The organism is Pseudomonas sp. AC169 (assembly GCF_979258515.1).
Genome location: NZ_OZ409866.1, coordinates 975,409 through 998,845, shown reverse-complemented (window position 1 = coordinate 998,845; position 23,437 = coordinate 975,409). Strand labels below are relative to the sequence as shown.

Sequence of the window (23,437 nt, the reverse complement as noted above, 5' to 3'; positions counted from 1 at the left end):
GATTGAAAATGTACTGTGTTTTTGTACAGTTGTTTTCGGCCGGGATCAAACGCATTTTTTGATTTGCCCTAATTTGCCGCCTCCAACCAGACGGACGGTGCCTGACCAAGGATCCGCCGGAACATCGTCGAGAACGCCGCCGGACTTTCATAACCGAAATCCAGCGCGATGCGCGTCACCGCTTCACCTGAGGCCAAACGTGCCAGCGCCAGGACCACGCAAGCTTGCTGCCGCCATTGCCTGAAACTCAGCCCGGTCTGCTGATGGAAAAGCCTGTTGAAGGTGCGCAAGCTTATGTGCAATTGATCGGCCCACTGCTGTGGTGATTGATGGGCGTACGGCTGATGCAGAAAGTTCTGACACAGAGACAGGAGTTTTCCGTCAGTCGGCAGCGGAATGTGCAACGGCAGCGGCGCACTTCGCGTCAGTTCATGCAACAAGAGATCGATCAACACGCCGTCGCGTCCGCCCAAGTCATAGGCCAGCGGCGATTCCACCGCTTCCATCAACAAATGCCGCATCAACGGCGACACACTGATCACCTGGCAACGTTCACCCAAATCCACCGCACCGGGTTCGATGTACAAGCTGCGAGTGCTGACCCCAAGCATCAATACCTCATGCGCCACCCCCGGCGGAATCCACACCGCCCGCTGCGGCGGCACCACCCAGTTGCCGTCGTGGGTGCTGACCTGCATCACCCCGGTCGCGCCGTACAACAACTGCGCCCGGCGATGCGTGTGAAAAGGCAGTAAGTGACCGTGGGAATAATCCGTACCGATCGCCACCACCACGCGCGGCGTGTCATCCAGCAGATTGATCGAAACATTGCGCATTCAGACGTTTTCCGGTGGTTGGCGTAAACGCAAACATTATTGGCTGACTTGCTGAAGCAGGCCAAGCGCTGCCGCTCTATCGTCGACCGCTCTCCCACCACGGACGCTTCGACATGTTCTATTTACTGCTGACTTTCTTCGGTTGCCTCACCGGCATCACCGCCGTCCTGTTCGGCTTCGGCGGCGGCTTCGTCGTGGTGCCGCTGCTGTATCGCATGCTCACCGCCAGCCACGGCGCCGACGACCCGATCGGCCAGTCAGCGATGCACATCGCCGTCGCCACTTCGACCTGCGTAATGATCGTCAACGCCCTGATCGCCACCGACAAACACCGCCGCGCCGGCAATCTCATCCGTGATTACCTGTGGCCGTTGGGTGGGTTCATCGGCGTGGGTGCAATCGTGGGTGCAATAGCGGCGGTGTGGGTCAGCGGCGACGTGATTCGCTATGCGTTCATCGGCTACCTCGGCGTGACCATTGGCGATTGCCTGCTGAGGCGCGGCTTCCTCACTCAGAACGCAGAGGTCATCCCACGCCGACTTGGCGCTACGGAAACTTCCGCAGGCGGTGTAGGCATCGGCGCTATCGCGACGTTTCTCGGTGTAGGAGGCAGCGTCATGACCGTGCCGTTGTTGCGTCGTTGTGGACTGAGCATGTCGCAAGCGACGTCCATGGCCAATCCGCTGAGTGTGCCGGTCGCATTGGCCGGGACGCTGACGTACATGGCGCTGGCCGGGTTCAGTCAGGCTGACCTGGGCGCATGGTTTGTCGGGTATGTGGATCTGCTGGCGTTTGCGGTGCTGACGGTTGGCTCGCTCATCGGGATTCGCTTGTCTGCGCCGTGGATTGGACGGATACCAGATCGGGTGCATGCCTGGGTCTATATTGGTTTGCTGATTATTGTGCTGCTGTGCATTTCGCTTAAATGAACCATTGCCAGGCGGCAGCAGAAGAAATCAAAATTGATAACCAACGCTGTCCTCCAGCAATGACCAGAGAACCAGGATGTTGATCTTCAATTGCACCGAAGCCGCCAGTAAGTTTTTCAGTCGTGTTCATAAAGGCAAATTGATCACTCCGGTGGACGCTAAACCCCCGACCGCAGTGATCGAAGATGATGATCCGGGCAGCTCCAACGAGCAGTGGCTCGTGCACGCGATCACCGTGCAACGCAAACACGTGTTGCTCGTCATCCATGTGCAAACCCGTTATTGCATGATCCTCGCCGATGCCAAAAAAGCCGATGCTGAAGGGTTTGTCGCTGGATTTATCGAACGTTGGCGCGAAGGCTTGCTACGCGACGCGATCAATCATGACTTCATGCAATGGGCTGACGCGGGAATTCTATCGGATCGTTTTGAAGAAGCCTGCGCAGAACATCGGTTCTATCGTCGTAGCCATCGCGGTGCACAAAAGCACATTGAGCAAATCGCCTGGTTTTTCCAGGATTGCGCTGCCGAGTGGGGCTGTTTACCGCAGGGCGAACGTGCGGCTATCGGGTTCGATGCGCAGATGAACAGTCGACTCAGAAACAGCAAAGGGCGCAAGGATTACTTCAGGCCAGATGAAGAAATGATCGCCCACTGGTTGCGCCAATATTGCGCTGTCGATGAGTCTGGCATTCAGGCCGCGCTGGAGCGACGCAAACAGGCAGAGCGGGAGATCGAGGCATTTCAGAGTGAGCTGCAATAGCCTGAAAGGTACTGCGGGCCTCGCATGCCCGGGTTGCTCTGGCCATAATTCGCAACGTTCTCTTCCGGGCAAATGCCCAGTCACTCAAGGATGAAAGATGTATCGCGGACTGGTTCGAATCTCCGGCATTTTGCTGCTCGTCGGTTTAGTGCTCTCAACCCGGATATGGGCCGACGACAACAAGCAGGTGTACACCGGCACCCTAGGCAAAGCCGCAATCGTTGTGGAAATCGACACCCGCTACAGCGAGGGGCGTTACTTCTACAAAAAGTACCGCAAAGACCTGGCGCTGGACATCAGTAGAGAGGACGACGCACTGGTGATGGTCGAAGGCCCAGCGATGGACGGCGATTCGCGCCCGACTCTGCGCTTGCAGCCGAAACTCAACGGCTGGAGCGGCGAATGGAGCAACCCGGACGGGAAGATCCTGAAGGTCGAATTACAGCCCGCCACGCTCCCTGATGTTCCCGCCGGTGCCTTGCCGTATTTCACCGAACTGCATGACAACAACCCGTACGAGTACCTACGGCTTCAGGGTCTGCAACTTGTAAAAGGCAAAACCGAAACCTTCATGGGCTACACGGTGCAATGGTGGAGCGAAGCGAAGTCGGGGGCTTCGCTGTTTGAAGTGGTATCGGGTTATTCGCCGCAAGCGCGGGAGCGCATCAATCAATATTTAATGGCACGCTTGTGGGGCGAGGTGACTTCGCATTTCGACTGCGCGGGGAGTTATTCGCAATCCAGTCAGCCGCTATGGTTGTCGTCTTCGATGATGAGTGCGCGTATTTCTACCGAATATTATTGTGGCGGTGCCTATCCGGATCAAAACAATGAATCGCTCAACTTTGATGCGCAAACAGGGAAGTTGCTGACCCTTGAGGATGTTTTGTGGGTGGGGCAGGGCAAGCCGTTTCATTATCTGGAGGGATTTGAAAGCTCCTCTAACGCATCCTCCGATGAATACTTCAACTACCGCTCCAAAGAATTCGCACCTTGGCTCGTCGCACAGTTGTTGAAGCTTTATTCAAAAGAAATGACTGTGATTGCAGAAGGCGAAAACGACTGCGGGTACGATGAGCAAGAACCATGGAAATATCCGTCCTGGTACTTCGGGGAAAAAGGCATCACCTTCGTTCCCTCATACGCACATGTCGCAGCGGTGTGCGGATACGTCGGGTGGGGCGTTCTGCCCTATGACCTGATCAAACAACACCCCGGCGGCGTTCCATTGCAACTGCCCTGAATAAAGCTGGATTCGTGCGCCGAAGGGGGTTGGAATCAGTCAGCGTGTTCGCAAGAATATGTTTCCTTTCTGTAGAAATCACATAGGGCCGAGCATGCTGATCTTTAACTGCACCGAAGCCGCCAGCAAATTCTTCAGCCGTGTCCACAAGGGCAAAAAGATCACACCGGTGGACACTAATCCGCCGTCCGCAATCATTGAAGATGATGAGTCGAACGGCGCTGACGAGCAGTGGCTGGTGCACGCGATAACGGTACAACGCAAGCATGTGTTGCTGGTCATTCACGTCCAGACCCGTTATTGCCTGATTTTCGCTGATGCGAAAAAGGCTGACACAGAAGACTTTGTTGATCGATTTGTGGATCGTTGGGTCAAGGGGATAGTGATCAACGCACATCATCATGACCTCGGGCAGTGGTTCAACCCTGGGTTGATGTTGGCGCGGCTGAAACAGACTTGTGAGCATCAACGGTTTTATCGGCGTAGTCATCGCAGCGCGCAAAAACACATTGATGAGATTGCATGGATGTTCCAGGACAAGGTCGCCCATACGGGGTCTTTGCCACCGGATGACATCACAGCGATGGTATTTGACGAGCAAATGAATGACACACCGAGGAACAGCAAGGGCGCCAAGTCTTACTACTTTCCGGATGAGGAAATGGCGCTTCACTGGCTGCGTCATTACTGCTTTCTTGATGACGTCCAGCTTCATGCTGCCAAGGAACGTCGCCAACAAATGGCTCGGAAAATTGCGGCGTTGGAGCACGAAGCCTGGCTTAAAAAGTACGAGCAAGAAAACTCGAATAGTTGAGCGGCGCAGGCCATAATCCGCAGCGTATTTTTCAGCGTCGGCGCCTGTGTGCCGACGCGACCTCCGACTCCTTCAAGGATTGATTCATGCTCAAGGGACTGATGCGCCTGGCACCATATGCCGCGGCGCTGTTCACACTGATTTCCACTGCCCATGCCGAAGATGGCCGGCGCGTATTTACCGGCACATTGGGCAAGACGGCGATTGTTGTTGAACTCAACACCACACAGCCGGATGAAGTGACTGGGCGTTATTTCTACGAGAAATATCACCGTGACCTAGCCCTCAGCGGCTCGCTACAAGACAGCACGTTGAACCTCGTCGAAGGCAATAACCGCTACGGTGACGACAAGCCGCTGCCGACCTTGAAGCTGGAAGAAACCGGCAGCGGCTGGCAGGGCGAATGGCAAAGTCCGCAGGGCAAAAAGCTGCCGGTGAAACTCACCGAGGCCAGACTTACCGCGCCCACCTCAGCAACTTTACCTTTCATTGCCGCACTGCCATACGGCGAGCCTTACGAGTATTTGCGCCTGCAGGGACTCAAGCTCAAACCAGCGAAGAAAGAAAACTTCATGGGCTACGACCTGCAATGGTGGACCGAGCCTGAGACAAAAATTTCGCTGTTTAGCGTGGAGTCCGGATTGTCGAAAGATGATCAGCAACGTGTTAACCAGCAGTTGCTCGGACGCCTCTGGAATGAAGTCATCAGTTACCACAGCTGCCAGTTGCAGGGCGGCGAAAACGTCGATTTCATGCAACAGGCAGAACCGAAAATGATCTCGCCAGCCGTGGTCAGCCTGAACATCTCAACCAGCTATTACTGCGGCGGCGCGCATCCCGACTTCGGCGATTCACCCCTCAACATTGATGTAAAAACCGGCCACCCATTGTCACTCGAAGATGTCTTTTGGGTAGGTAAGGGCACGCCGATTTTGCATGCCGAGCGCGACAGCCTGGGCGACAAACCTCTGAGCGAGACCGAAAGTGACGAGCGTTATCGGTATGTAAGCAAAGAGTTGGTACCTTGGGTGATCAAGCAATTCACCGCCCTCTACCCCACAGAAATGAAGAAACGGAGGGGAGATGATGACTGCAACTTCCAGGATGAGAGCATCTGGGGCACTTCACCTTGGTACTTCACCGAGAAGGGCTTGTACCTCGGCGCCTACTTCGCTCGCGTACAACGCTCCTGCGATAGCCCCGACTGGTCGATCCTGCCGTACTCACTCGTCAAACAACACCCCGGCGCCGCCAACCTGCAATTGCCCCAGGGCTAACCGTCACTCCAGGCCCGGCGCTTCACGAATAATGAAGTGATCCAGGTTCTCGATATTGGCATTGAAGACCTCGAAAGGCTGTTCGGGGTTCTTCTTGCCAGGCACCTGCTTCAACTCCGGCGTCACCCCATAGAAGAAACAGAACAACGCCTTGTCGCTATCCACCGCGTGCTTGATCTCTTCCAGAAACGCCTTGCGCTTGCGGTAGTTGTCGATCAACTTCTTATTCAGATAAACGCTGACCGGATACGGCTTCTTCTTACTGTCCTCGGGCTTCTTGAACCAGACCTTATCCTCGAAATCGATACGAAAACTAGCACTGTGGAAGTCCTCGATCTTCTTGATCCGCCCCCAGTAAATCAGCCCCTTGTTGTCCGTCAGATACTCGATCTTCTTGAAGAACGAACTGTACGGCGCCGAATGCTCGCCGACCTTCAACGGCATCCGCTTAAGCAACTCCTTGTCCGCGAAGTTCGAAACAAAACACTCCACCGGATGCGCAAACACACTGGTCTTGTCCGGCGCAGACTCACGACTCGCCGACTCTTTACCACTGTCCGCCGCCACCCGAACCGGATCATCGCGCAACACATCCGCCGTCCCCGCTGGCGCGACAGGCTTGCGCACATACTCACGCCGGGTCAGCAACAACTCTGAGGGGAAGTGTTCCTCACGCCCGTCATCCACCTCACCATCCGCCGTCTCAATGCCAGACGCCGACGCCTTCAAACTCACATACGGACAACCCGCCACATGCTGCGTAGTGGGCAGATTCTTGAAGTGCGGCGTGCGCACATAATTCACGTTCTTGGCGTTGAACGTACCCAACTCGTTGGAAGCCTCGAACGCCGAACGACAAGCATCGTTGGGGCACTGGAAGTGTTCCTTCGCGGAATCGAACGCCACCGTCTCATCGAAATTGAGATCGCGAACATCATAGATCGACAACTTGTCGTCGAGGCTGAGGCAGTAGGCGAGATCGAATTTCATGGTGCGGCTCGGGTCCTTGAGTGGGGGAGGGGTATTAATAGCGGGAGGCGGCGCGGGTTGCACTGATTGTTTTCAGGATGGGTGATCGAACTTGAAGCTTGCCAATTTTATGTGGCGAGAGGAGAAAGCTCCTTCGCCACTAACTTAAATCAGCTCATCAAATAACGTTTTAGGCGTTTCACTTTTTCATAAAGCGACTCGGTGAACTCATCCTTGTCGCTTGAATAGTGACAACGACGATGGCAATTCGGGCATAGGGCCACGGCATTGGTTGTCCAGTCTGGGCCATCATTGGCAAGGTGCTGAACATGGTGTACTTCGAGAAAGTGCAAACCATTTGGAAGCTTGAAAGGGGCGTCTAGCCCGCACCCTTCGCAAACAGCGTTGGCGTTTTTCAAAACCCAGAGCTTGGTCAACGGATCGCGTGAAAATGATGTTGTTGTGCCGACTGTCCGTTGCGGTTTCTCGATACCGCGTGGGGTACCAACCAGCTCACGTTGCTCCAGCCTTGAAACCTTGGCATTTAGGGCTTGGTCGTCAGCCGTTGGTGAGTAGTCGTCTGGATCGAAAGCACCCTTTGCAATCATCGCAGCGCGAACACGCTGTGCTACTCCAGCACCCAGATGTTTGGCAGGTAGGTAACCGATGATATATGGCAGACACAAATCACTGAGTTCGGTGGAGATGTTACGCATGCGGAACTCAATAGAACCTCTACTGCGATTTTTCAACACGCCTTCGCGCAGCAACCGGTTCTCGTGCGCCTTGTTCAGCCTTTGACCACTTCTTTCAAGCGCGAGCATCTTGAGGTAACCATCGACCGCTGCTTCTAGCTCTTCGTCGCTCCAATCAGTCTTTTCTTTTTCGATGTCCATAAGATCGCCGAGGGTTGAAAACCCTCGGACGATACTGAGTGGCCATTACTGCTGTCTACGAAAATTCTTACAAAAAATAGCGACGGATCTCGCATGTGATCCTACAAACGTATCGCTTACCCCATCGAATGCTTCGACGACTGAAACGCCTGAGCGACCCTCCGCCACCAAGGCTTCGCCGGGGTAGCATTTCGCGGTATTTGATCGCTCAACAAATAGGGCATATCCCGCAACCGAATCCATCCTTCATTCTGCCAATGCAACAGGCTCAGAGACATCTCCGGCCAATTCAACAAACTCAACATCGGCCGTTCTGAATGTCCCGAGTGTTCCGCATCACGCAGGGCTGGCACCACCTGATGAGTCAGCCACTCACGCAACAATCGATTCCCTGGAACGTAGTGATACACCAATAACGCGTACACACCGGATTCGCTGAGCATCAGCTGTTTTTCGGGTTGCCGGAAATACTCAATCCACAAAACGCGACGCTGATCCTTGTCCAGTTTGTTGACCATGCGTTCGCTCAGATGGACACCCATTAAGCGACCGATATCGCGAGCGCAGAACCATGGCTGGTTTTCGAGGAGGAGGGCGTGGAGAGAGAGGTTGTGGCGGGTGAAGAGTGTGGGATTGTGTGAATCAGACATGATCTACCTCCTGATGCGGAGGCGGAATTTCAGCAGTGAAGCTGTAGGTGATTTCCTTCAATAAGAAGGGAAAAGTCTTAGGCATATCCATTACCTCTACTTGATAGCTTTCTTAGGGCTAAGGCGCCGGGAGTTAAGAAACCCCAAGTAGAAGGCCGGACATATTCCCCTTACGGGTCTTGTATTAGCCCACTCCCGACATAGCAGAGGTGTTTTGCGTCCACGAGAAATCCATAGGCACAAAAAAGCCGCATCTTTCGGGAGCGGTCAGGCCGCTACTTGAGGCGTTTCTTAGGCGCCGGGAGAGCAAGGTTATTGCTCCAGTCGAGATGGGTCAAGTCAAGAAATCTTGGGGGTGGGCGTCTTTTTTCAGCCCCACCGGAGGGAGTGCAGGGCTGCTCGGTATCGCCAAAGGTAGAAAAAAAACCGTTGGTGGGTATTTCAGTAGAAACGCCCCTTCTGCCGTGAGAGACTTAGAAAATTTTGCTACATGTGGTTTTAGAGAGAGGGCGGGCGAAATGATCATTAAAAAGACGGTCAAGGCGTTGGTTGATTTTCCTAAACCTCATTATTATTAAGTAGTCGTTTACAGCTATGAATCATACTATGTTTAAAACCGGCTCTTTCGAAAGTCTATCTGCTCCTGTAGTTAAAAGTTTAAATGTGTCGGTTAGAAATAGGGAGCTGATAGGTGTTGATCTATTTGCAGGGGCCGGTGGTTTTTCACTTGCGGCTAATAATGTCGGTATTAATATAGTTGCTGCCGTCGAGTTGAACTCTAAAGCCTGTGAAACATATGCCCATAATAGTTTAAAATTAGGTAAGCCGACTCTTTATGAAAAGAATTTGCTTTCGCTAAGCCCTGACGTTCTTAAGGCTAATCACTTTTCTGACGGTAAAGGATGCGATATTTTGTTGGGTGGGCCTCCTTGTCAGGGTTTTTCGGTTCATAGAATAAAAGATGCTGGTGTAGATGACCCTCGAAATAAACTTTTGTTGCGTTATTTTGAATACGTCAAACATCTGCAGGCAAAAGTCTTTCTTATGGAAAATGTACCGGGGTTATTGTGGCCCAGACACAAACCATTTCTTGATGCGCTTTATCGGCAGGGGAAGAAAGCCGGGTACCAGCTTCATAAGCCAATTGTGATTGATGCTAGGGATTACGGTGTGCCCCAGCGTCGAAAACGTGTATTTGTTCTTGGTGTAAGAAAGGACATAAAGTTAGATATAGTTTGGCCTCCTCAGCCAACGCACGGTGATGCAAAAGCTTGTTCGGCTAATGCTGATTTACTTCCTTGGTCTCCGGCATCGACGGTTTTCTCAAAGCCATTATCTTCGGTAGATGAAAATAATCGCCACATGAATCATTCGCAAGAGTTGATTGATGTTTTTAAAAAAACGCCTATAAATGGTGGTAGTCGTAAAGATTCTGGGCGTATTTTGCCTTGTCACGGTAAGCATGACGGCCACACGGATGTGTATGGTCGGATAGACCCCAGCGAACCAGGTCCGACTATGACCACCGCGTGTATTAACCCTTCAAAGGGTAGATTTGTCCACCCAACAGAACCTCATGGCATCACTCTCAGGCATGCAGCTAGATTCCAAACATTTCCTGAGGATTTTATATTTAAAGGCGGGTTGATCGCAGCAGGTGTACAAATAGGTAATGCAGTACCAGTTCTTCTTGGTGAGGCATTATTGAAAGCTATTTCTGATTCTCTTGTATATTGTGAAGGAATATAAAACAAGATGATTGAATCGATTGCGTTTCAAACGCGCGCTAGGACAATTGACCATTTAGGCCGCGAACAGATAGCTGATTGCCCAACCGCAATTTCAGAGTTGTGGAAAAACGCATACGATGCTTATGCTCGAAATGTAGGTCTACATATTTATGATGGCGAACCTGCAATCGCTGTAATCGTAGATGACGGTCATGGAATGAGTAGGGAGGAGTTTACTAGTCGTTGGCTTGTGGTTGGCACCGAATCTAAGATGGGGGAGTCGATTACTCCCGTGGAGGATCGGGATGGATTACGGGTTAGAGTGAAGCAGGGGCAAAAAGGAATAGGCCGTTTATCATCTGCTAATCTAGGGTCTCTTCTTCTTATAGTCTCTAAAAGGCGGAATCATCAATTTGTTGCATCTCTGATTGACTGGCGGCTTTTTGAGAATCCTTACCTTTTTTTAATGGATATAGAAATTCCAGTTGTTGAGTTTTTCGAAAAGAACGAGTTGTTTACCCTGCTTCCGGAATTATATCAGCGACTACTTTCCAATGTAGGACTAGCCCCCGATAATACTGAGCGTTCTCGGCGAGTTGCTAAGGCTTGGATTGATTTTAGCTCTCTGGAGTTGTCCGACGGAAAATTAGTGACAACTCAGTCGTTAATACAGGAAACAGTCATTAGTACCACTTACGAAGAGCGACATTTTTCTGAGTGGCCTTTGTGGAAAGGTGATAAAGATCAGGGAACTATCTTAGCGATCTCTGATCTGCAATTTGATCTATTAGCCCAACTTCCACGCCCTGAGTCGGAAACTGAGTTAGACGCGACCGCGCGACAAGCTAGAGCTCAGCTTTTTCAGACCCTATCAAACTTAGCAGACCCTTTTCTGACTGACTCTGAGCGTGAGCTAGGTTACGGGGTTGAAGGGTTTTCTTGCAAGGCGACAGCTAGGGGTAACAGGCAGTTAAGAGTAATTATAGATGATGCCCCCCCGTTTGATCTTGATTGGTTATATGAACTCGAACATGTGCTTGATGGGAAGTTTGACGGCGATGGCGTGTTTAAGGGGAAAGTAAAAGCGTTTGGTAACTGGATGGATGAGGAGATTGTAATTCCTCCGGCAGTTGATATGCCAAGCCGGCGGGACACGTTGGTCGGTGAATTTTATCTCCGAATTGGTACTTATGAACAGAGATTAGACTCGACTTCTCATAGTGAGGAGGCCTATAGAAGCTTTGAATCTAAATCTGAAAGCTATGCAGGTTTCATGGTCTATCGTAATGGTTTGCGAGTTATGCCTTATGGTCGCGAGGGTAGTGATTTTTTTCAAATAGAAAAGCGTCGATCGTCTCACGCTGGCCGAGAGTTTTGGTCACTGAGGCGACTCTTCGGACGTGTCGCCTTGAAAAAAGAAAAAAATCCAAATCTTAGAGATAAGGCTGGTCGAGAAGGATTAATTGACAATAAGGCAGCAAAGGTTTTCAGAGATTTGGTTGTTCACGTGCTTAGGGTCACTGCAAAGCAGCACTTTGGAACCGATTCAGATTTACGTGATAGCATTATTCCTGATCGTATCGCAGCCTATAAAAAGCAGAAAGAGGACGCTGCGAGAAATAAACAAAAATTAAAAAGTAGAAGAGCCTTTAATTCAAAGCTCGAAAAACTCGAACCGATACAGTTAGAGTTTTCCAGTGAAGTAGATGACTTATCTGAAGATGTCGCCAATACAGTTCTGGATGAAGAAAAGGTTGTAGTTGGCTTTCGCAGTAAATTGCATGACGCCAAGCGGAAGCTAAAGGAGATGGCGATATCAGATGTACCCAGAAATTTGGGAAGTTTAGAGGAGCGCTATAATTCTTATCGTGGAAAGTCAAGGCGTATCAAAGAGATGCTTGACTTGATGGAAGATCGGCTGGGAATTGCACTTGAAATAATAAAGCCAAAATCAGCAAGGGATATCGTTTATTCCGAGCTAAGCGCGAATGCGGCTTTTCTACATAGAAGAATTCGAGGGTGGGTACAAGAAGGCAAGGGGCTGCTCAGTTCTGAGCAGGAGCGTTTGCAAGTGCTTCAGGAAGAAAGAAACAAAGCTTATCATTTAAAGATGCTTCCATTGCTCGACGATGTGGATGCTGGCTTATTAAGTTTACGTGAAGCTACCCGTCAGTTGGATGAGGAGCGTGACATTCAAGACTTGGAAAATTCCGGGCTATTTGAGTCTTATGTGTCTGCCCTCAATAGCCTGAAAGAAAGTATTGATCTTGCAGCGTTAGCGCAAAATAGCGAAGCTATAGCTGAGGAGTTAAGAGAGGAGGTAGATAGGTTGCATGGCCTCGCTCAGCTCGGGATAACTGTTGAAATTATCGGTCATGAAATTGAGGGGCTTGAGCAAGCGGTTTCAAGCAATTTGCGAAAATTTCCAGAGGACGTGAAAAACTCCGATTTGTATTGTGGAGTGCGTGATGGATACGAGGCTTTGGTTGAGCGACTAAGGTTTCTTTCACCATTAAAGCTTTCTGGCCCTAAAACTCGTGTCCGTATAACTGGTTTAATGATACTCGAGTACGTACAGGGGTTCTTTGGTGACGGGCTGGTTTCAAAAGATATTGCGTTAATAGCTACTCCAGAGTTTTTAAGATTCTCTATTATCGATCAGCCAGCGCGAATTTATCCTGTATTTATTAATTTGATAAATAATTCTGCTTACTGGGTATCCCGTTCGAACGTATTTGAAAAACAGATACTGCTCGATGTAAATGAAAGTGGCGTTTTTGTTTCAGATAATGGGCCAGGCGTCGAACTGGATGATGTGGGATATTTGTTTCAGATTTTTTTTACTCGGAAAGTGCGCGGTGGCCGAGGAGTCGGACTTTATTTGTGTCGCGCCAACTTGGCAGCAAGTGGGCATGTTATTAATTATGCATCGAAGGCTGAGTCTTTGTTGTCTGGTGCAAATTTTGTAATTAAGTTTCGAGGTGCTAAATATGACTGAGGGCGCTGTTATGATTTCACAAGCAATGGAAGATGCCGTGAATGCAGCGGCTTTCAGCTATCGGGACTTGATTAACGAGGCGTTTATCGTCCCTATAAGAAGCGCTGTCGTCGTAGATGACGAATTTCCAACGCTTGATGAATTTCTTTCGGATAATGAGGCTGCGTTGAAAAAGCCTCACGCAGAAAGAGCTAAAGATATAATTGGTTTCTGTAGAAGTCGCACGCCATACCCTTGGATAGTCGATGTTCATGATGGACGTAACATAACCATCGATGGCGAGGTCCGAAGTGCTACGCATTTTGATCACACCGATTTGTTGGTGCTGGATTACCATTTGAATGGAGATAATGAAGGCGGCGAACGGGCAATCAGCTTGCTACGTAAGCTTTCTAGTAATGAGCATTTCAATTTGGTAATTGTCTACACCAATAATGATATTGCAGATACCGTAAGAGAAATTGGTTTGGCGCTTTCCTGCTTTTCGATGTATGAAAAGTCATTTCCCGTGTTCGATAATAAATTTTTAAGTGGTGTTGTTTTAGATTGGGAGGCTGTTGAGCCGAACATAGTAAAAGAGCTTGTTAATAGTATCGATGGATTAAGCTTGATCAAGGCCTTCGCGTTGGGGGGTGAAAATCTTAAGGGTTTTGAGATAAATGAGGACTTTAGTCTTTTTTGCAGTATTTTAAACAGGTGTGAAGCTAAGTTTAACCGGCTTGACATGCTGAAGTATGTGCTGGGTGAGAAGGTTAAGTTGCTTAAGAAGGAGATGTCTGAATCCGACTATGGTTTGGTTGAGGCAGGCGAAAATACTGTTGATGACGGCACAGTTGTTAACTGGATTCGAGTAGATAGTTTGTTTATCACTGTTATAAAGAAATCTGTGGTGGCACCAAGTGAGTTCGCGAATTGTTTGATTACAGCGATAGAGGCCTGGGATCCCTCCCCTCACAGATTGATTTTGTCTCGTATGCGAGGTGAAATAAGCAAGCGCGGTATCATTGTTGAAAAGGAGGTTTTAAAGAATCCTTATCTGCAAGCAGCTTGGTTGAAAGATATTTTTGATCGACAACCGTTTGAACTTCGTACAAGTGTTAGGCGGAACATCGCAAGGCACTGGGAAAGCTTGGGTGGTAAAGTAGAGCCGGGTGTGTTGAAGTTTGCGGAACAGCTTGGGCGCTACTTGACGGATAATAGCGTGGAATCTTCTCGATACAGTGATCCTGTTGTTTTATCGAGTGTTGGTAAAATTGCACTTCATGTTAATAATTTTGTTTGTAGTAAGCCTGTCGAGGGTTATCATTTATTTACCGGGCATGTTTTTGTTGTTGGGGAAGAGTATTGGATTTGTTTGACTCCCGCTTGTGATCTGGAGCCACGTGGAGATTGTTCTATTAATGGGCACTTGGGTAATTGGAAAGCTTTTAAAGCTGCCCAGTTAATTCCAATGCCAAAGTCTGATAAGGCTTTAGAGAATGCAACTCGTGGAAATCACCTGTTCCTCAGTATTGAAGGTGAAGAACCAGTGGCATTCACGTTTTCAACGGATCCTGGTTCTGAGCAATCAATTACACCAACGTTAAGGTGGCAGCAATTTTATGCTAAAAATCAGGGGAGATTTCTGGAGCACTCGAATGTTTTTGGGGTGGCAAGGAGTGCGGATAATCAAGGGAGTTTAGAGTTTTCCGAACATGAGGCAAAAGTGGTAGCTCATGTCCGCTATGAATATGCATTACATTTACTTCACAGGCTTGGAAGTCATTTGTCTCGAGTTGGATTGGACTTTGTTCGTCCCGAGGTGGTTGAGGAGTAATTCGTCTATAAAAGGGTTGTCAGTTGGCGACCCTTTTGGTTTTCCAAGTGCAGTGGTGGAATAAAAAGTCGTGCAAAAAAACCGATTTATATTTGTCGGGTCTGTTGCTATATGTCAAGCGCTACAATTTTTAGCTCGAATTTTTCATCATGCTTTTCCGCTTTAAAGAACTTGATGTGTTCTTTTTTGTTTTTTTTGCAAATATCTATAATGTTATTAATTTCTTGTTGATTGGTCCTTAAACCAAATGTTATGGATTTCATGCACCTAGGATTAAATTGTTTTAAACCGAAGTTTCTTTCGTCAATGAGCCTTATTTCCTGTTCGTATGCCCATTTTTCATATTTGTCAGTAAGAACAGAAATCCCCCCGCGTTGGTCATCAATGTGTTTTACAGTTTTCGCTAGCTTTTCTCTTTTAGCGTTCCATGCTTTATCGGGGAGATGAACGAAATTGTGAAATACATTTACGTAATAGTTAATGATTATAGTAGGGTCGCTTAGGTCGGTGAATGTTGTCTTGTAGTTTACAGGGAGCTGTTTCACCTGTGGAGCGGTGTTTAAATGCAAGTTTTCGAAACCGATACAGAATCCTCTGTGGTTATCCGCATAATGACTCCACATCAATATTTCATTATTGACTTTGCTGAGGCTGTAGATCCCCGTTTTAGCCATTTTCTCCCTAATTGTCTTGTGTGTTTTATCTAGCTCAGGATTTCCATTTTTTACTATTCTTTCGCATATGTTTTTTAACTCATAATAATTAGCTGCACTAAAAAATCCTTTTTTGTGCAGGATGTCTAATTGCTCGGATGCCCTACTATACATTCTCGCTAAATTGGGGAATGGCGTGGAAAGCTCGAATGGATCGTTAAAATCGGTGTATTGAGAAAAATACACGGTGTCGTTTTCGAGGGTTTCTAGTGAATATTTGTTTATCGCACGATATTTGTAACTAAGCATCGAAATACTCTAGCCATATTATTAAAAATTTTTTTTGGGCAAAAAAAACCCTGAATATATTCAGGGTTTTAATATGGTCAAAAAATTACAACTAGACTATTAATCCCAGCTCAGAGCACCACCAGTCTGATACTCGATCACGCGAGTCTCAAAGAAATTCTTCTCTTTCTTCAAATCCATAATCTCGCTCATCCAAGGGAACGGGTTAGTCGTCCCTGGGTATTCCTCTTTAAGGCCGATCTGCGACAAACGACGGTTAGCGATGAACTTCAGATAATCCTCCATCATCGCCGCATTCATACCCAACACCCCGCGAGGCATGGTGTCACGTGCGTATTCGATCTCCAGCTGCGTACCCTGCAGAATCATCTGGGTCGCTTCTTCCTTCATCTCAGCATCCCACAGGTGTGGGTTTTCGATTTTGATCTGGTTGATCACGTCGATGCCGAAGTTCAGGTGCATGGATTCGTCGCGCAGGATGTATTGGAACTGCTCGGCGACGCCGGTCATTTTGTTGCGGCGGCCCATGGAGAGGATTTGGGTGAAGCCGCAGTAGAAGAAGATGCCTTCCAGAACGCAGTAGTAGGCGATCAGGTTGCGCAGCAACTCTTTGTCGGTGTCCGGGGTGCCGGTTTCGAACTTCGGATCGGAGATCGAACGGGTGTACTTCAGGCCCCAGGCTGCTTTTTTAGCGACCGATGGGATCTCGTGGTACATGTTGAAGATTTCGCCTTCATCCATGGCCAGCGATTCGATGCAGTACTGGTAGGCGTGGGTGTGGATCGCTTCTTCGAAAGCCTGGCGCAGGATGTACTGGCGGCATTCCGGGTTGGTGATCAGGCGGTACACGGCCAGTACCAGGTTGTTGGCAACCAGGGAGTCGGCGGTGGAGAAGAAGCCGAGGTTGCGCATGACGATGCGGCGCTCGTCGTCGGTCAGGCCTTCCGGGTCTTTCCAGAGGGCGATGTCGGCGGTCATGTTGACTTCTTGCGGCATCCAGTGGTTTGCGCAACCGTCCAGATATTTCTGCCAGGCCCAGTCGTACTTGAATGGCACGAGTTGGTTGAGGTCGGCGCGGCAGTTGATCATGCGCTTTTCGTCAACGGCGACACGGGCGGAGGCGCCTTCGAGTTCGGCGAGGCCTTCGGCGACGTCGAGGGAGTTCAGTGCAGCCTTGGCGCGGGCGACAGCGGCCGAGTCGTCGGCGGTCACGGCGCGGGCTTCGATCGCGGCGGCACCGCCAGCGTTGTCGAGGCGGTCCATGTTGGCTTCAGTAGCGTGGCCGGCGTTGGCGCCTTTCACGGTTGCTACTTCACTGTCTTCTTTGTCGAATTCGTCCCAGCTCAGCATGACGTGTCGTCTCCTGCGTGAGGGCCTGTCGCCCGTGTGAAACCTGATTGGTTGGTTTTTCACACGGTCGTACAGACCGCGTTGGATGTCGTTTTTTGCAGCGATGCACGCAGGCAAATAAACAGAAATTTTGACGGGTTCCGAGAGCCTCTGATGGGCGCAATCAGCGTTGAACGCTGCTGCGGGGCTTCAGAATGGCTTTTGCTCCCTGTAAGGGAATATTGCTGACCCGTATGGGGCGGCATTATAGGGAAAAAAACACGGCTGTGCTGAGGCGAATCCGCGCATGGAGCGGTCGAGGCGGGTGGTTTTTCGACGAGAGTGAGGGTTTACAGGGCTTTGCCGGGGGAAGATTTTTTTTCGTAAAAATCTCGCCATTGTGAATTTGCTCAAAAAACGAACAAAAAAACCGGTTTTTCACTACATCTAGTGTTTTGCAAGCATTTTTGCCGCCTTCAAACACAACTGAGCCCGACCGAAGTCGGGCTGGAATCGACCCTCAATGAAGCGCTGAGAGATCCAATTCGGTGCAGTCTCGAATCATCAATTGGTGCAGCCGTTGCCCATGACGCTGTAACGCAGGATGTGGCGCTGACCTTTGGAGTCGTCGTATTCCATTTTCGCCGGTACTACTTCGCAGACGTTGGGAATTTCACTCATCGATACGACATTGGCGATGTCCAGGTGCGTGGAGTAAGTGTATTCCTCGATTACCGGTTGTTGCTGTGCGACATCAGTCGGGACCTCATCTGCCATGGCGGTTGCGCATAGACTGCTGAGGGCCAGAACCAATAAAGCTTTCATTTCAGATTTACCTTTTTCAGGTCGAGTGGGGTCACGCAACCTTTATGGGGTTGCGTGTGTAACTTCATCGTTTGCGGTTGTTACTTGAGAGCTGGATTAACGGCCTTCGTGGGGGCTGTATCGTTGTTAATCGCGTTTGCCTTGTTGGCGAGGTGGATTTTAGGGAGGTAGGGCGGGGGTAAACAGAGCGGGTTTTGATAAACACCTTTGGCAGATTTGGTAACAATCCCTTGAGATGGGGATTGATAACCGGGTGTTTTGTCAGTGGGACCGAGTTGTCTGATTCGCTTGCAGGCAAGCTCCCACAGGGGATTGGGTATGTTTGGAGGATCGGTGTAAGGGCCGCGTTACGGGTATCTGGATGTTTTGTAGGGGCTTGTTACTACCATCGTCGAATGGTTCTATGGCCCCCGCCCCGTTACAACAGGGTCATACAAAAACAACTATTACACCGAGGTAGGAAAGATGAGTGCGGCTTCTCTGTATCCCGTTCGTCCCGAGGTTCTGGCTAACACGCTGACTGACGAGGCGACCTACAAAGCCATGTACCAGCAGTCGGTCGTCAACCCTGACGGTTTCTGGCGCGAGCAAGCTCAGCGTCTCGACTGGATCAAGCCTTTCACCACGGTGAAACAGACGTCGTTCGACGATCACCATGTCGACATCAAGTGGTTTGCCGACGGCACCCTGAACGTTTCCTACAACTGCCTCGACCGTCATCTGGCCGAGCGTGGCGATCAAGTCGCGATCATCTGGGAAGGCGACGATCCTTCCGAAAGCCGCAACATCACCTACCGCGAACTGCACGAACAAGTGTGCAAACTCGCCAACGCCCTGCGTGGTCAGGACGTGCACCGTGGCGACGTGGTGACCATTTATATGCCGATGATTCCCGAAGCCGTGGTCGCCATGCTGGCCTGCACCCGGATCGGCGCGATTCACTCGGTGGTGTTTGGCGGTTTCTCGCCGGAAGCGCTGGCCGGTCGCATCATCGACTGCAAATCGAAAGTGGTGATCACCGCTGACGAAGGCATTCGCGCCGGCAAGAAGATTTCCCTCAAGGCCAACGTCGACGACGCGCTGACCAACCCGGAAACCAGCAGCATCCAGAAAGTCATCGTCTGCAAGCGCACCGGTGGCGACATCAAGTGGAACCAGCATCGCGACATCTGGTACGAAGACCTGATGAAAGTGGCGGGCACCGTCTGCGCGCCGAAAGAGATGGGCGCCGAAGAAGCGCTGTTCATCCTTTATACCTCCGGATCGACCGGCAAGCCGAAGGGCGTGCAGCACACCACCGGCGGTTATCTGCTGTACGCGGCGATGACCCACGAGCGCGTGTTCGATTACCGTCCGGGCGAAGTTTATTGGTGCACCGCCGACGTCGGCTGGGTCACCGGCCACAGCTACATCGTCTACGGCCCGCTGGCCAACGGCGCGACCACGCTGCTGTTTGAAGGCGTGCCGAACTATCCGGACATCACTCGGGTGGCGAAGATCGTCGACAAGCACAAGGTCAACATCCTCTACACCGCACCGACCGCGATCCGCGCAATGATGGCCTCGGGTCAGGCCGCGGTTGAAGGCGCGGATGGCAGCAGCCTGCGTCTACTCGGTTCGGTCGGCGAGCCGATTAACCCGGAAGCCTGGGACTGGTACTACAAGAATGTCGGCAAGTCGCGTTGCCCGATCGTCGATACCTGGTGGCAGACCGAAACTGGCGGCAACATGATGAGCCCGCTGCCGGGTGCTCACGCGCTGAAGCCGGGTTCGGCGGCACGTCCGTTCTTTGGTGTGGTGCCGGCGCTGGTCGACAACCTCGGTAACATTATTGAGGGCGAGGCTGAAGGCAATCTGGTGATTCTCGATTCGTGGCCGGGCCAGGCGCGCACGCTGTATGGTGATCACGATCGTTTCGTCGATACCTACTTCAAGACGTTCCGTGGCATGTATTTCACCGGCGACGGCGCACGTCGTGATGCCGATGGTTACTACTGGATCACCGGGCGTGTCGACGACGTGCTCAACGTGTCCGGACACCGTATGGGCACGGCGGAGATCGAGAGCGCGATGGTTGCGCATCCGAAAGTCGCTGAGGCGGCGGTGGTGGGTGTGCCGCATGACATCAAGGGGCAGGGCATTTATGTCTATGTCACGTTGAAGAATGGCGAGGAGCCGACCGAGCAGCTGCGTCTGGAGTTGAAGAACTGGGTGCGCAAGGAGATCGGGCCGATTGCTTCGCCGGACGTGATCCAGTGGGCACCGGGGCTGCCGAAGACGCGTTCGGGCAAGATCATGCGCCGCATTCTGCGCAAGATTGCCACGGCGGAATATGATGGCTTGGGGGATATCTCGACGCTGGCGGATCCGGGTGTGGTGCAGCATTTGATTGATACGCACAAGACCATGAATGTTGCTTAAGTAGCCGCTCTGAAAAGAAGAAAGCCCCGTCCGGTGTATGCCGGACGGGGCTTTTTTGTGTCTGCAAGTTTTGTGGCGGCTGGGCTGGCCTCTTCGCGAGCAAGCTCGCTCCCACAGTTGAACCGAGTACCTTCAGACAAAATGCAAAACCCTGTGGGAGCGAGCTTGCTCGCGAAGGCAATTTGTCAGACTCCGGGGTAGTCCATTGTCGGAATACAAATCGACCCAACCAATAATTATCGATCTCCCCCGTAAGACCTTTCCCACTGTTACCCGTTGCTTTTCACGTAACCGAATGTGTAACCGCCCGCCCTGGAGCGGGGCAAAGGGAAACGCATTGCCCCGTTTTAGAGCCTCTAAACCCGCAGTGAAAAATAAGACACAACGCTGCGCTTGCCGGATTAGAAGGGTTTGCGAATAATAGGCCCGCAATTTGCAGCATAGATCGGTTCACTGTCTTTCGCTCTTGCATGAAATTGCAAGGCTGTCAATGTGCCAAAGTCGCTTTCTCTGTGCATCTGTAATTAGTTGTCGCATTGAAGAAATATCGGCTTCGGGCCTGTCGTTAGAATGCCGATCACTCGCTCATCGTGGCTGACGTTGAAATCTCTGACGGTTTCAATGGGAAATTTCCCACCGATGCAGCAACCGATTTCCCGATTCACCCATTCGCATATTGGGCTGTCGCTCACTCTGCCGTTTTTGCCCTTTACCGATGGAGTCCCAAGATGAAGAAACTTGTGCTGCTTGGCGCCCTGGCACTGTCCGTGCTGTCGCTGAATGCCTTCGCTGACGAAAAACCTCTGAAGATCGGTATCGAAGCGGCTTACCCTCCGTTCGCTTCGAAAGCACCGGATGGCAGCATCGTCGGTTTCGACTACGACATCGGCAACGCTCTGTGCGAGCAGATGCAGGTCAAGTGTGTGTGGGTCGAGCAAGAGTTCGACGGTCTGATCCCGGCACTGAAAGTGCGCAAGATCGACGCGATCCTGTCGTCGATGTCGATCACTGAAGATCGCAAGAAGTCGGTCGACTTCACCAACAAGTACTACAACACCCCGGCACGTCTGGTCATGAAGGCCGGTACTCAGGTCAGCGAAGGTCTGGCTGAGCTGAAGGGCAAGAACATCGGCGTACAACGTGGTTCGATCCACGAGCGTTTCGCCCGCGAAGTCCTCGCGCCACTGGGTGCCGAGATCAAGCCGTACGGCTCGCAGAACGAAATCTACCTCGACGTGGCCGCCGGTCGCCTCGACGGTACCGTAGCTGACGCCACCCTGCTGCAAGACGGTTTCCTGAACACCGACGCCGGCAAAGGTTTCGCCTTCGCGGGCCCGGCGTTCACCGACGTCAAATACTTCGGTGACGGCGTAGGCATCGCAGTGCGTAAGGGCGACGCCCTGAAAGACAAGATCAACGCTGCCATCGCGGCCATCCGCGAAAACGGCAAATACAAAGCAATCCAGGACAAGTACTTCGCCTTCGATATCTACGGCAAGTAACACGTCTCTGCGACAAGTCCGAAATGGCGCAAGCAACAGGATCTCTGCGGTTTGCGCCATTTTTTCATCCCAACTTTCGAGGACCTGAATCATGTTGAAAGGCTACGGGGCTGTCATCCTCGATGGCGCATGGCTGACGCTTCAGCTCGCCTTGTCGTCCATGGCTCTGGCCATCGTTCTCGGGCTGATCGGTGTCGCGTTGCGCCTGTCGCCAGTGCGCTGGCTGGCCTGGCTGGGCGATCTGTATTCCACGGTGATTCGCGGGATTCCCGATCTGGTGCTGATCCTGCTGATCTTTTACGGCGGTCAGGACTTGCTCAACCGCGTCGCACCGATGCTCGGCTATGACGACTACATCGATCTGAATCCGCTGGCCGCCGGTATCGGCACCCTCGGTTTCATCTTCGGTGCGTACCTGTCGGAAACCTTCCGTGGCGCGTTCATGGCGATTCCGAAAGGTCAGGCCGAAGCAGGCATGGCGTACGGTATGAGCAGTTTTCAGGTGTTCTTCCGGGTGATGGTGCCGCAGATGATTCGCCTGGCGATTCCGGGTTTCACCAACAACTGGCTGGTGCTGACCAAGGCCACCGCGCTGATTTCCGTGGTCGGTCTGCAAGACATGATGTTCAAGGCCAAGCAGGCGGCAGATGCCACCCGCGAGCCTTTCACCTTCTTCCTCGCAGTGGCGGCGATGTACCTGGTGATCACCAGCGTCTCGTTGCTGGCATTGCGTCACCTTGAGAAGCGCTACTCGGTAGGCGTAAGGGCGGCTGATCTATGATCTTCGACTACAACGTCATTTGGGAGGCGATGCCGCTGTACCTCGGCGGCTTGGTGACCACCCTCAAACTGCTCGCGCTGTCGCTGTTTTTCGGTCTGCTCGCGGCACTGCCGCTGGGGCTGATGCGCGTCTCGAAGAATCCGGTCGTCAACGGCGCCGCCTGGCTGTACACCTACGTGATCCGTGGCACGCCGATGCTGGTGCAGCTGTTCCTGATCTACTACGGTCTGGCGCAGTTCGAAGCGGTCCGCGAAAGTATCTTCTGGCCGTGGCTGTCCAGCGCAACGTTCTGTGCGTGCCTGGCCTTTGCGGTCAACACCAGCGCCTACACCGCCGAGATCATCGCCGGCAGCCTCAAGGCCACGCCGAACGGTGAGATCGAGGCGGCCAAGGCCATGGGCATGTCGCGCTTCAAACTGTACAAACGCATCCTGCTGCCATCGGCTCTGCGCCGGGCACTGCCGCAGTACAGCAACGAAGTGATCATGATGCTGCAGACCACCAGTCTGGCCTCCATCGTCACCCTGATCGACATCACCGGCGCGGCGCGTACCGTCAACGCGCAGTTCTATCTGCCGTTCGAGGCGTACATCACCGCTGGCGCGTTCTACCTGTGCCTGACGTTCATTCTGGTCAAACTGTTCAAACTGGCCGAGCGTCGCTGGTTGAGCTACCTGGCCCCGCGGAAGCACTGAT

Annotated in this window: 20 protein-coding genes; 12 read left to right on the top strand and 8 right to left on the bottom strand. The window is 51.6% G+C overall.

Translation table 11 applies throughout. The annotated features are described in order from the left end of the window. Positions 1–68 precede the first annotated feature (68 nt). Positions 69–836: an AraC family transcriptional regulator gene (locus ACZZ0G_RS04480; RefSeq protein ID WP_463555431.1), complete on the bottom strand. Its 768-nt coding sequence runs from the start codon at positions 834–836 to the stop codon at positions 69–71. A gap of 113 nt (positions 837–949) precedes the next feature. On the opposite strand from ACZZ0G_RS04480, the gene ACZZ0G_RS04475 reads away from it, so the two are divergent. Then, complete coding sequence (locus ACZZ0G_RS04475; protein WP_463555430.1) at positions 950–1,765, top strand: sulfite exporter TauE/SafE family protein; 816 nt, start codon at positions 950–952, stop codon at positions 1,763–1,765. On the opposite strand, the gene ACZZ0G_RS04470 is transcribed toward ACZZ0G_RS04475, so the two are convergent. Continuing rightward, positions 1,758–1,895: a hypothetical protein gene (locus ACZZ0G_RS04470; protein ID WP_463558919.1), complete on the bottom strand. Its 138-nt coding sequence runs from the start codon at positions 1,893–1,895 to the stop codon at positions 1,758–1,760. The two genes, ACZZ0G_RS04475 and ACZZ0G_RS04470, sit on opposite strands and share 8 nt — an antisense overlap. Here ACZZ0G_RS04470 and ACZZ0G_RS04465 point away from each other — a divergent pair. The 4 genes from ACZZ0G_RS04465 (at position 1,842) to ACZZ0G_RS04450 (ending at position 5,862) form a co-directional block, all read left to right on the top strand. Continuing rightward, the gene (locus ACZZ0G_RS04465) at positions 1,842–2,528 is read left to right on the top strand and encodes a DUF6933 domain-containing protein (RefSeq protein ID WP_463555429.1); all 687 of its coding nucleotides are present in this window, start codon (positions 1,842–1,844) and stop codon (positions 2,526–2,528) included. The genes ACZZ0G_RS04470 and ACZZ0G_RS04465 overlap by 54 nt on opposite strands. Positions 2,529–2,625: 97 nt before the next feature. Further along, complete coding sequence (locus ACZZ0G_RS04460) at positions 2,626–3,771, top strand: hypothetical protein (RefSeq protein WP_463555428.1); 1,146 nt, start codon at positions 2,626–2,628, stop codon at positions 3,769–3,771. A 94-nt stretch (positions 3,772–3,865) separates the two neighbouring features. Then, the gene (locus ACZZ0G_RS04455; RefSeq protein ID WP_463555427.1) at positions 3,866–4,585 is read left to right on the top strand and encodes a DUF6933 domain-containing protein; all 720 of its coding nucleotides are present in this window, start codon (positions 3,866–3,868) and stop codon (positions 4,583–4,585) included. Positions 4,586–4,671: 86 nt separating this feature from the next. Further along, the gene (locus tag ACZZ0G_RS04450) at positions 4,672–5,862 is read left to right on the top strand and encodes a hypothetical protein (protein ID WP_463555426.1); all 1,191 of its coding nucleotides are present in this window, start codon (positions 4,672–4,674) and stop codon (positions 5,860–5,862) included. Positions 5,863–5,865: 3 nt separating this feature from the next. Here ACZZ0G_RS04450 and ACZZ0G_RS04445 read toward each other — a convergent pair whose 3' ends face one another. From ACZZ0G_RS04445 to ACZZ0G_RS04435, 3 genes are all read right to left on the bottom strand, one after another. Beyond that, complete coding sequence (locus ACZZ0G_RS04445; protein WP_463555425.1) at positions 5,866–6,852, bottom strand: hypothetical protein; 987 nt, start codon at positions 6,850–6,852, stop codon at positions 5,866–5,868. Between the two features lie 149 nt (positions 6,853–7,001). Continuing rightward, positions 7,002–7,727 carry an HNH endonuclease gene (locus ACZZ0G_RS04440; RefSeq protein WP_463555424.1) on the bottom strand — a complete coding sequence of 242 codons (726 nt, stop codon included), beginning with the start codon at positions 7,725–7,727 and terminating at the stop codon, positions 7,002–7,004. 116 nt (positions 7,728–7,843) lie between these two features. Continuing rightward, the gene (locus ACZZ0G_RS04435) at positions 7,844–8,377 is read right to left on the bottom strand and encodes a BRO-N domain-containing protein (protein ID WP_463555423.1); all 534 of its coding nucleotides are present in this window, start codon (positions 8,375–8,377) and stop codon (positions 7,844–7,846) included. A 594-nt stretch (positions 8,378–8,971) separates the two neighbouring features. On the opposite strand from ACZZ0G_RS04435, the gene ACZZ0G_RS04430 reads away from it, so the two are divergent. Genes ACZZ0G_RS04430 through ACZZ0G_RS04420 form a run of 3 tightly spaced genes read left to right on the top strand, consistent with a single transcriptional unit; the run spans position 8,972 to position 14,921 of the window. Then, the gene (locus ACZZ0G_RS04430; RefSeq protein WP_463555422.1) at positions 8,972–10,126 is read left to right on the top strand and encodes a DNA cytosine methyltransferase; all 1,155 of its coding nucleotides are present in this window, start codon (positions 8,972–8,974) and stop codon (positions 10,124–10,126) included. A gap of 6 nt (positions 10,127–10,132) precedes the next feature. Further along, positions 10,133–13,105: an ATP-binding protein gene (locus ACZZ0G_RS04425; RefSeq protein ID WP_463555421.1), complete on the top strand. Its 2,973-nt coding sequence runs from the start codon at positions 10,133–10,135 to the stop codon at positions 13,103–13,105. After that, positions 13,098–14,921, top strand: coding sequence for a response regulator receiver domain (locus ACZZ0G_RS04420; RefSeq protein ID WP_463555420.1), 1,824 nt, complete (start codon positions 13,098–13,100; stop codon positions 14,919–14,921). Before ACZZ0G_RS04425 ends, ACZZ0G_RS04420 begins: the two co-directional genes overlap by 8 nt. Before the next feature lie 107 nt (positions 14,922–15,028). Here the strand turns inward: ACZZ0G_RS04420 and ACZZ0G_RS04415 are convergent, their stop codons facing one another. The 3 genes from ACZZ0G_RS04415 to ACZZ0G_RS04405 form a co-directional block, all read right to left on the bottom strand. Continuing rightward, positions 15,029–15,883, bottom strand: a complete 855-nt coding sequence (locus tag ACZZ0G_RS04415) for a DUF2971 domain-containing protein (RefSeq protein ID WP_463555419.1) — start codon at positions 15,881–15,883, stop codon at positions 15,029–15,031. Between the two features lie 99 nt (positions 15,884–15,982). After that, a complete protein-coding gene (locus ACZZ0G_RS04410; protein ID WP_008084848.1) occupies positions 15,983–17,233 on the bottom strand; it encodes a ribonucleotide-diphosphate reductase subunit beta in 1,251 nt (416 codons plus the stop codon). A gap of 543 nt (positions 17,234–17,776) precedes the next feature. Next, positions 17,777–18,037, bottom strand: a complete 261-nt coding sequence (locus tag ACZZ0G_RS04405; RefSeq protein ID WP_008084846.1) for a DUF2790 domain-containing protein — start codon at positions 18,035–18,037, stop codon at positions 17,777–17,779. A 465-nt stretch (positions 18,038–18,502) separates the two neighbouring features. On the opposite strand from ACZZ0G_RS04405, the gene acs reads away from it, so the two are divergent. The 4 genes from acs to ACZZ0G_RS04385 all read left to right on the top strand — a co-directional run bounded on the left by acs (position 18,503) and on the right by ACZZ0G_RS04385 (position 23,436). Then, entirely contained in the window at positions 18,503–20,458 is a 1,956-nt protein-coding gene (gene acs / locus ACZZ0G_RS04400) for an acetate--CoA ligase (protein WP_034153332.1), read from the top strand. Between the two features lie 728 nt (positions 20,459–21,186). Continuing rightward, positions 21,187–21,960: an ABC transporter substrate-binding protein gene (locus ACZZ0G_RS04395; protein ID WP_122598705.1), complete on the top strand. Its 774-nt coding sequence runs from the start codon at positions 21,187–21,189 to the stop codon at positions 21,958–21,960. Between the two features lie 91 nt (positions 21,961–22,051). Beyond that, a complete protein-coding gene (locus ACZZ0G_RS04390; RefSeq protein WP_016773583.1) occupies positions 22,052–22,741 on the top strand; it encodes an ABC transporter permease in 690 nt (229 codons plus the stop codon). After that, positions 22,738–23,436: an ABC transporter permease gene (locus tag ACZZ0G_RS04385; RefSeq protein ID WP_463555418.1), complete on the top strand. Its 699-nt coding sequence runs from the start codon at positions 22,738–22,740 to the stop codon at positions 23,434–23,436. Before ACZZ0G_RS04390 ends, ACZZ0G_RS04385 begins: the two co-directional genes overlap by 4 nt. Position 23,437 lies beyond the last annotated feature (1 nt).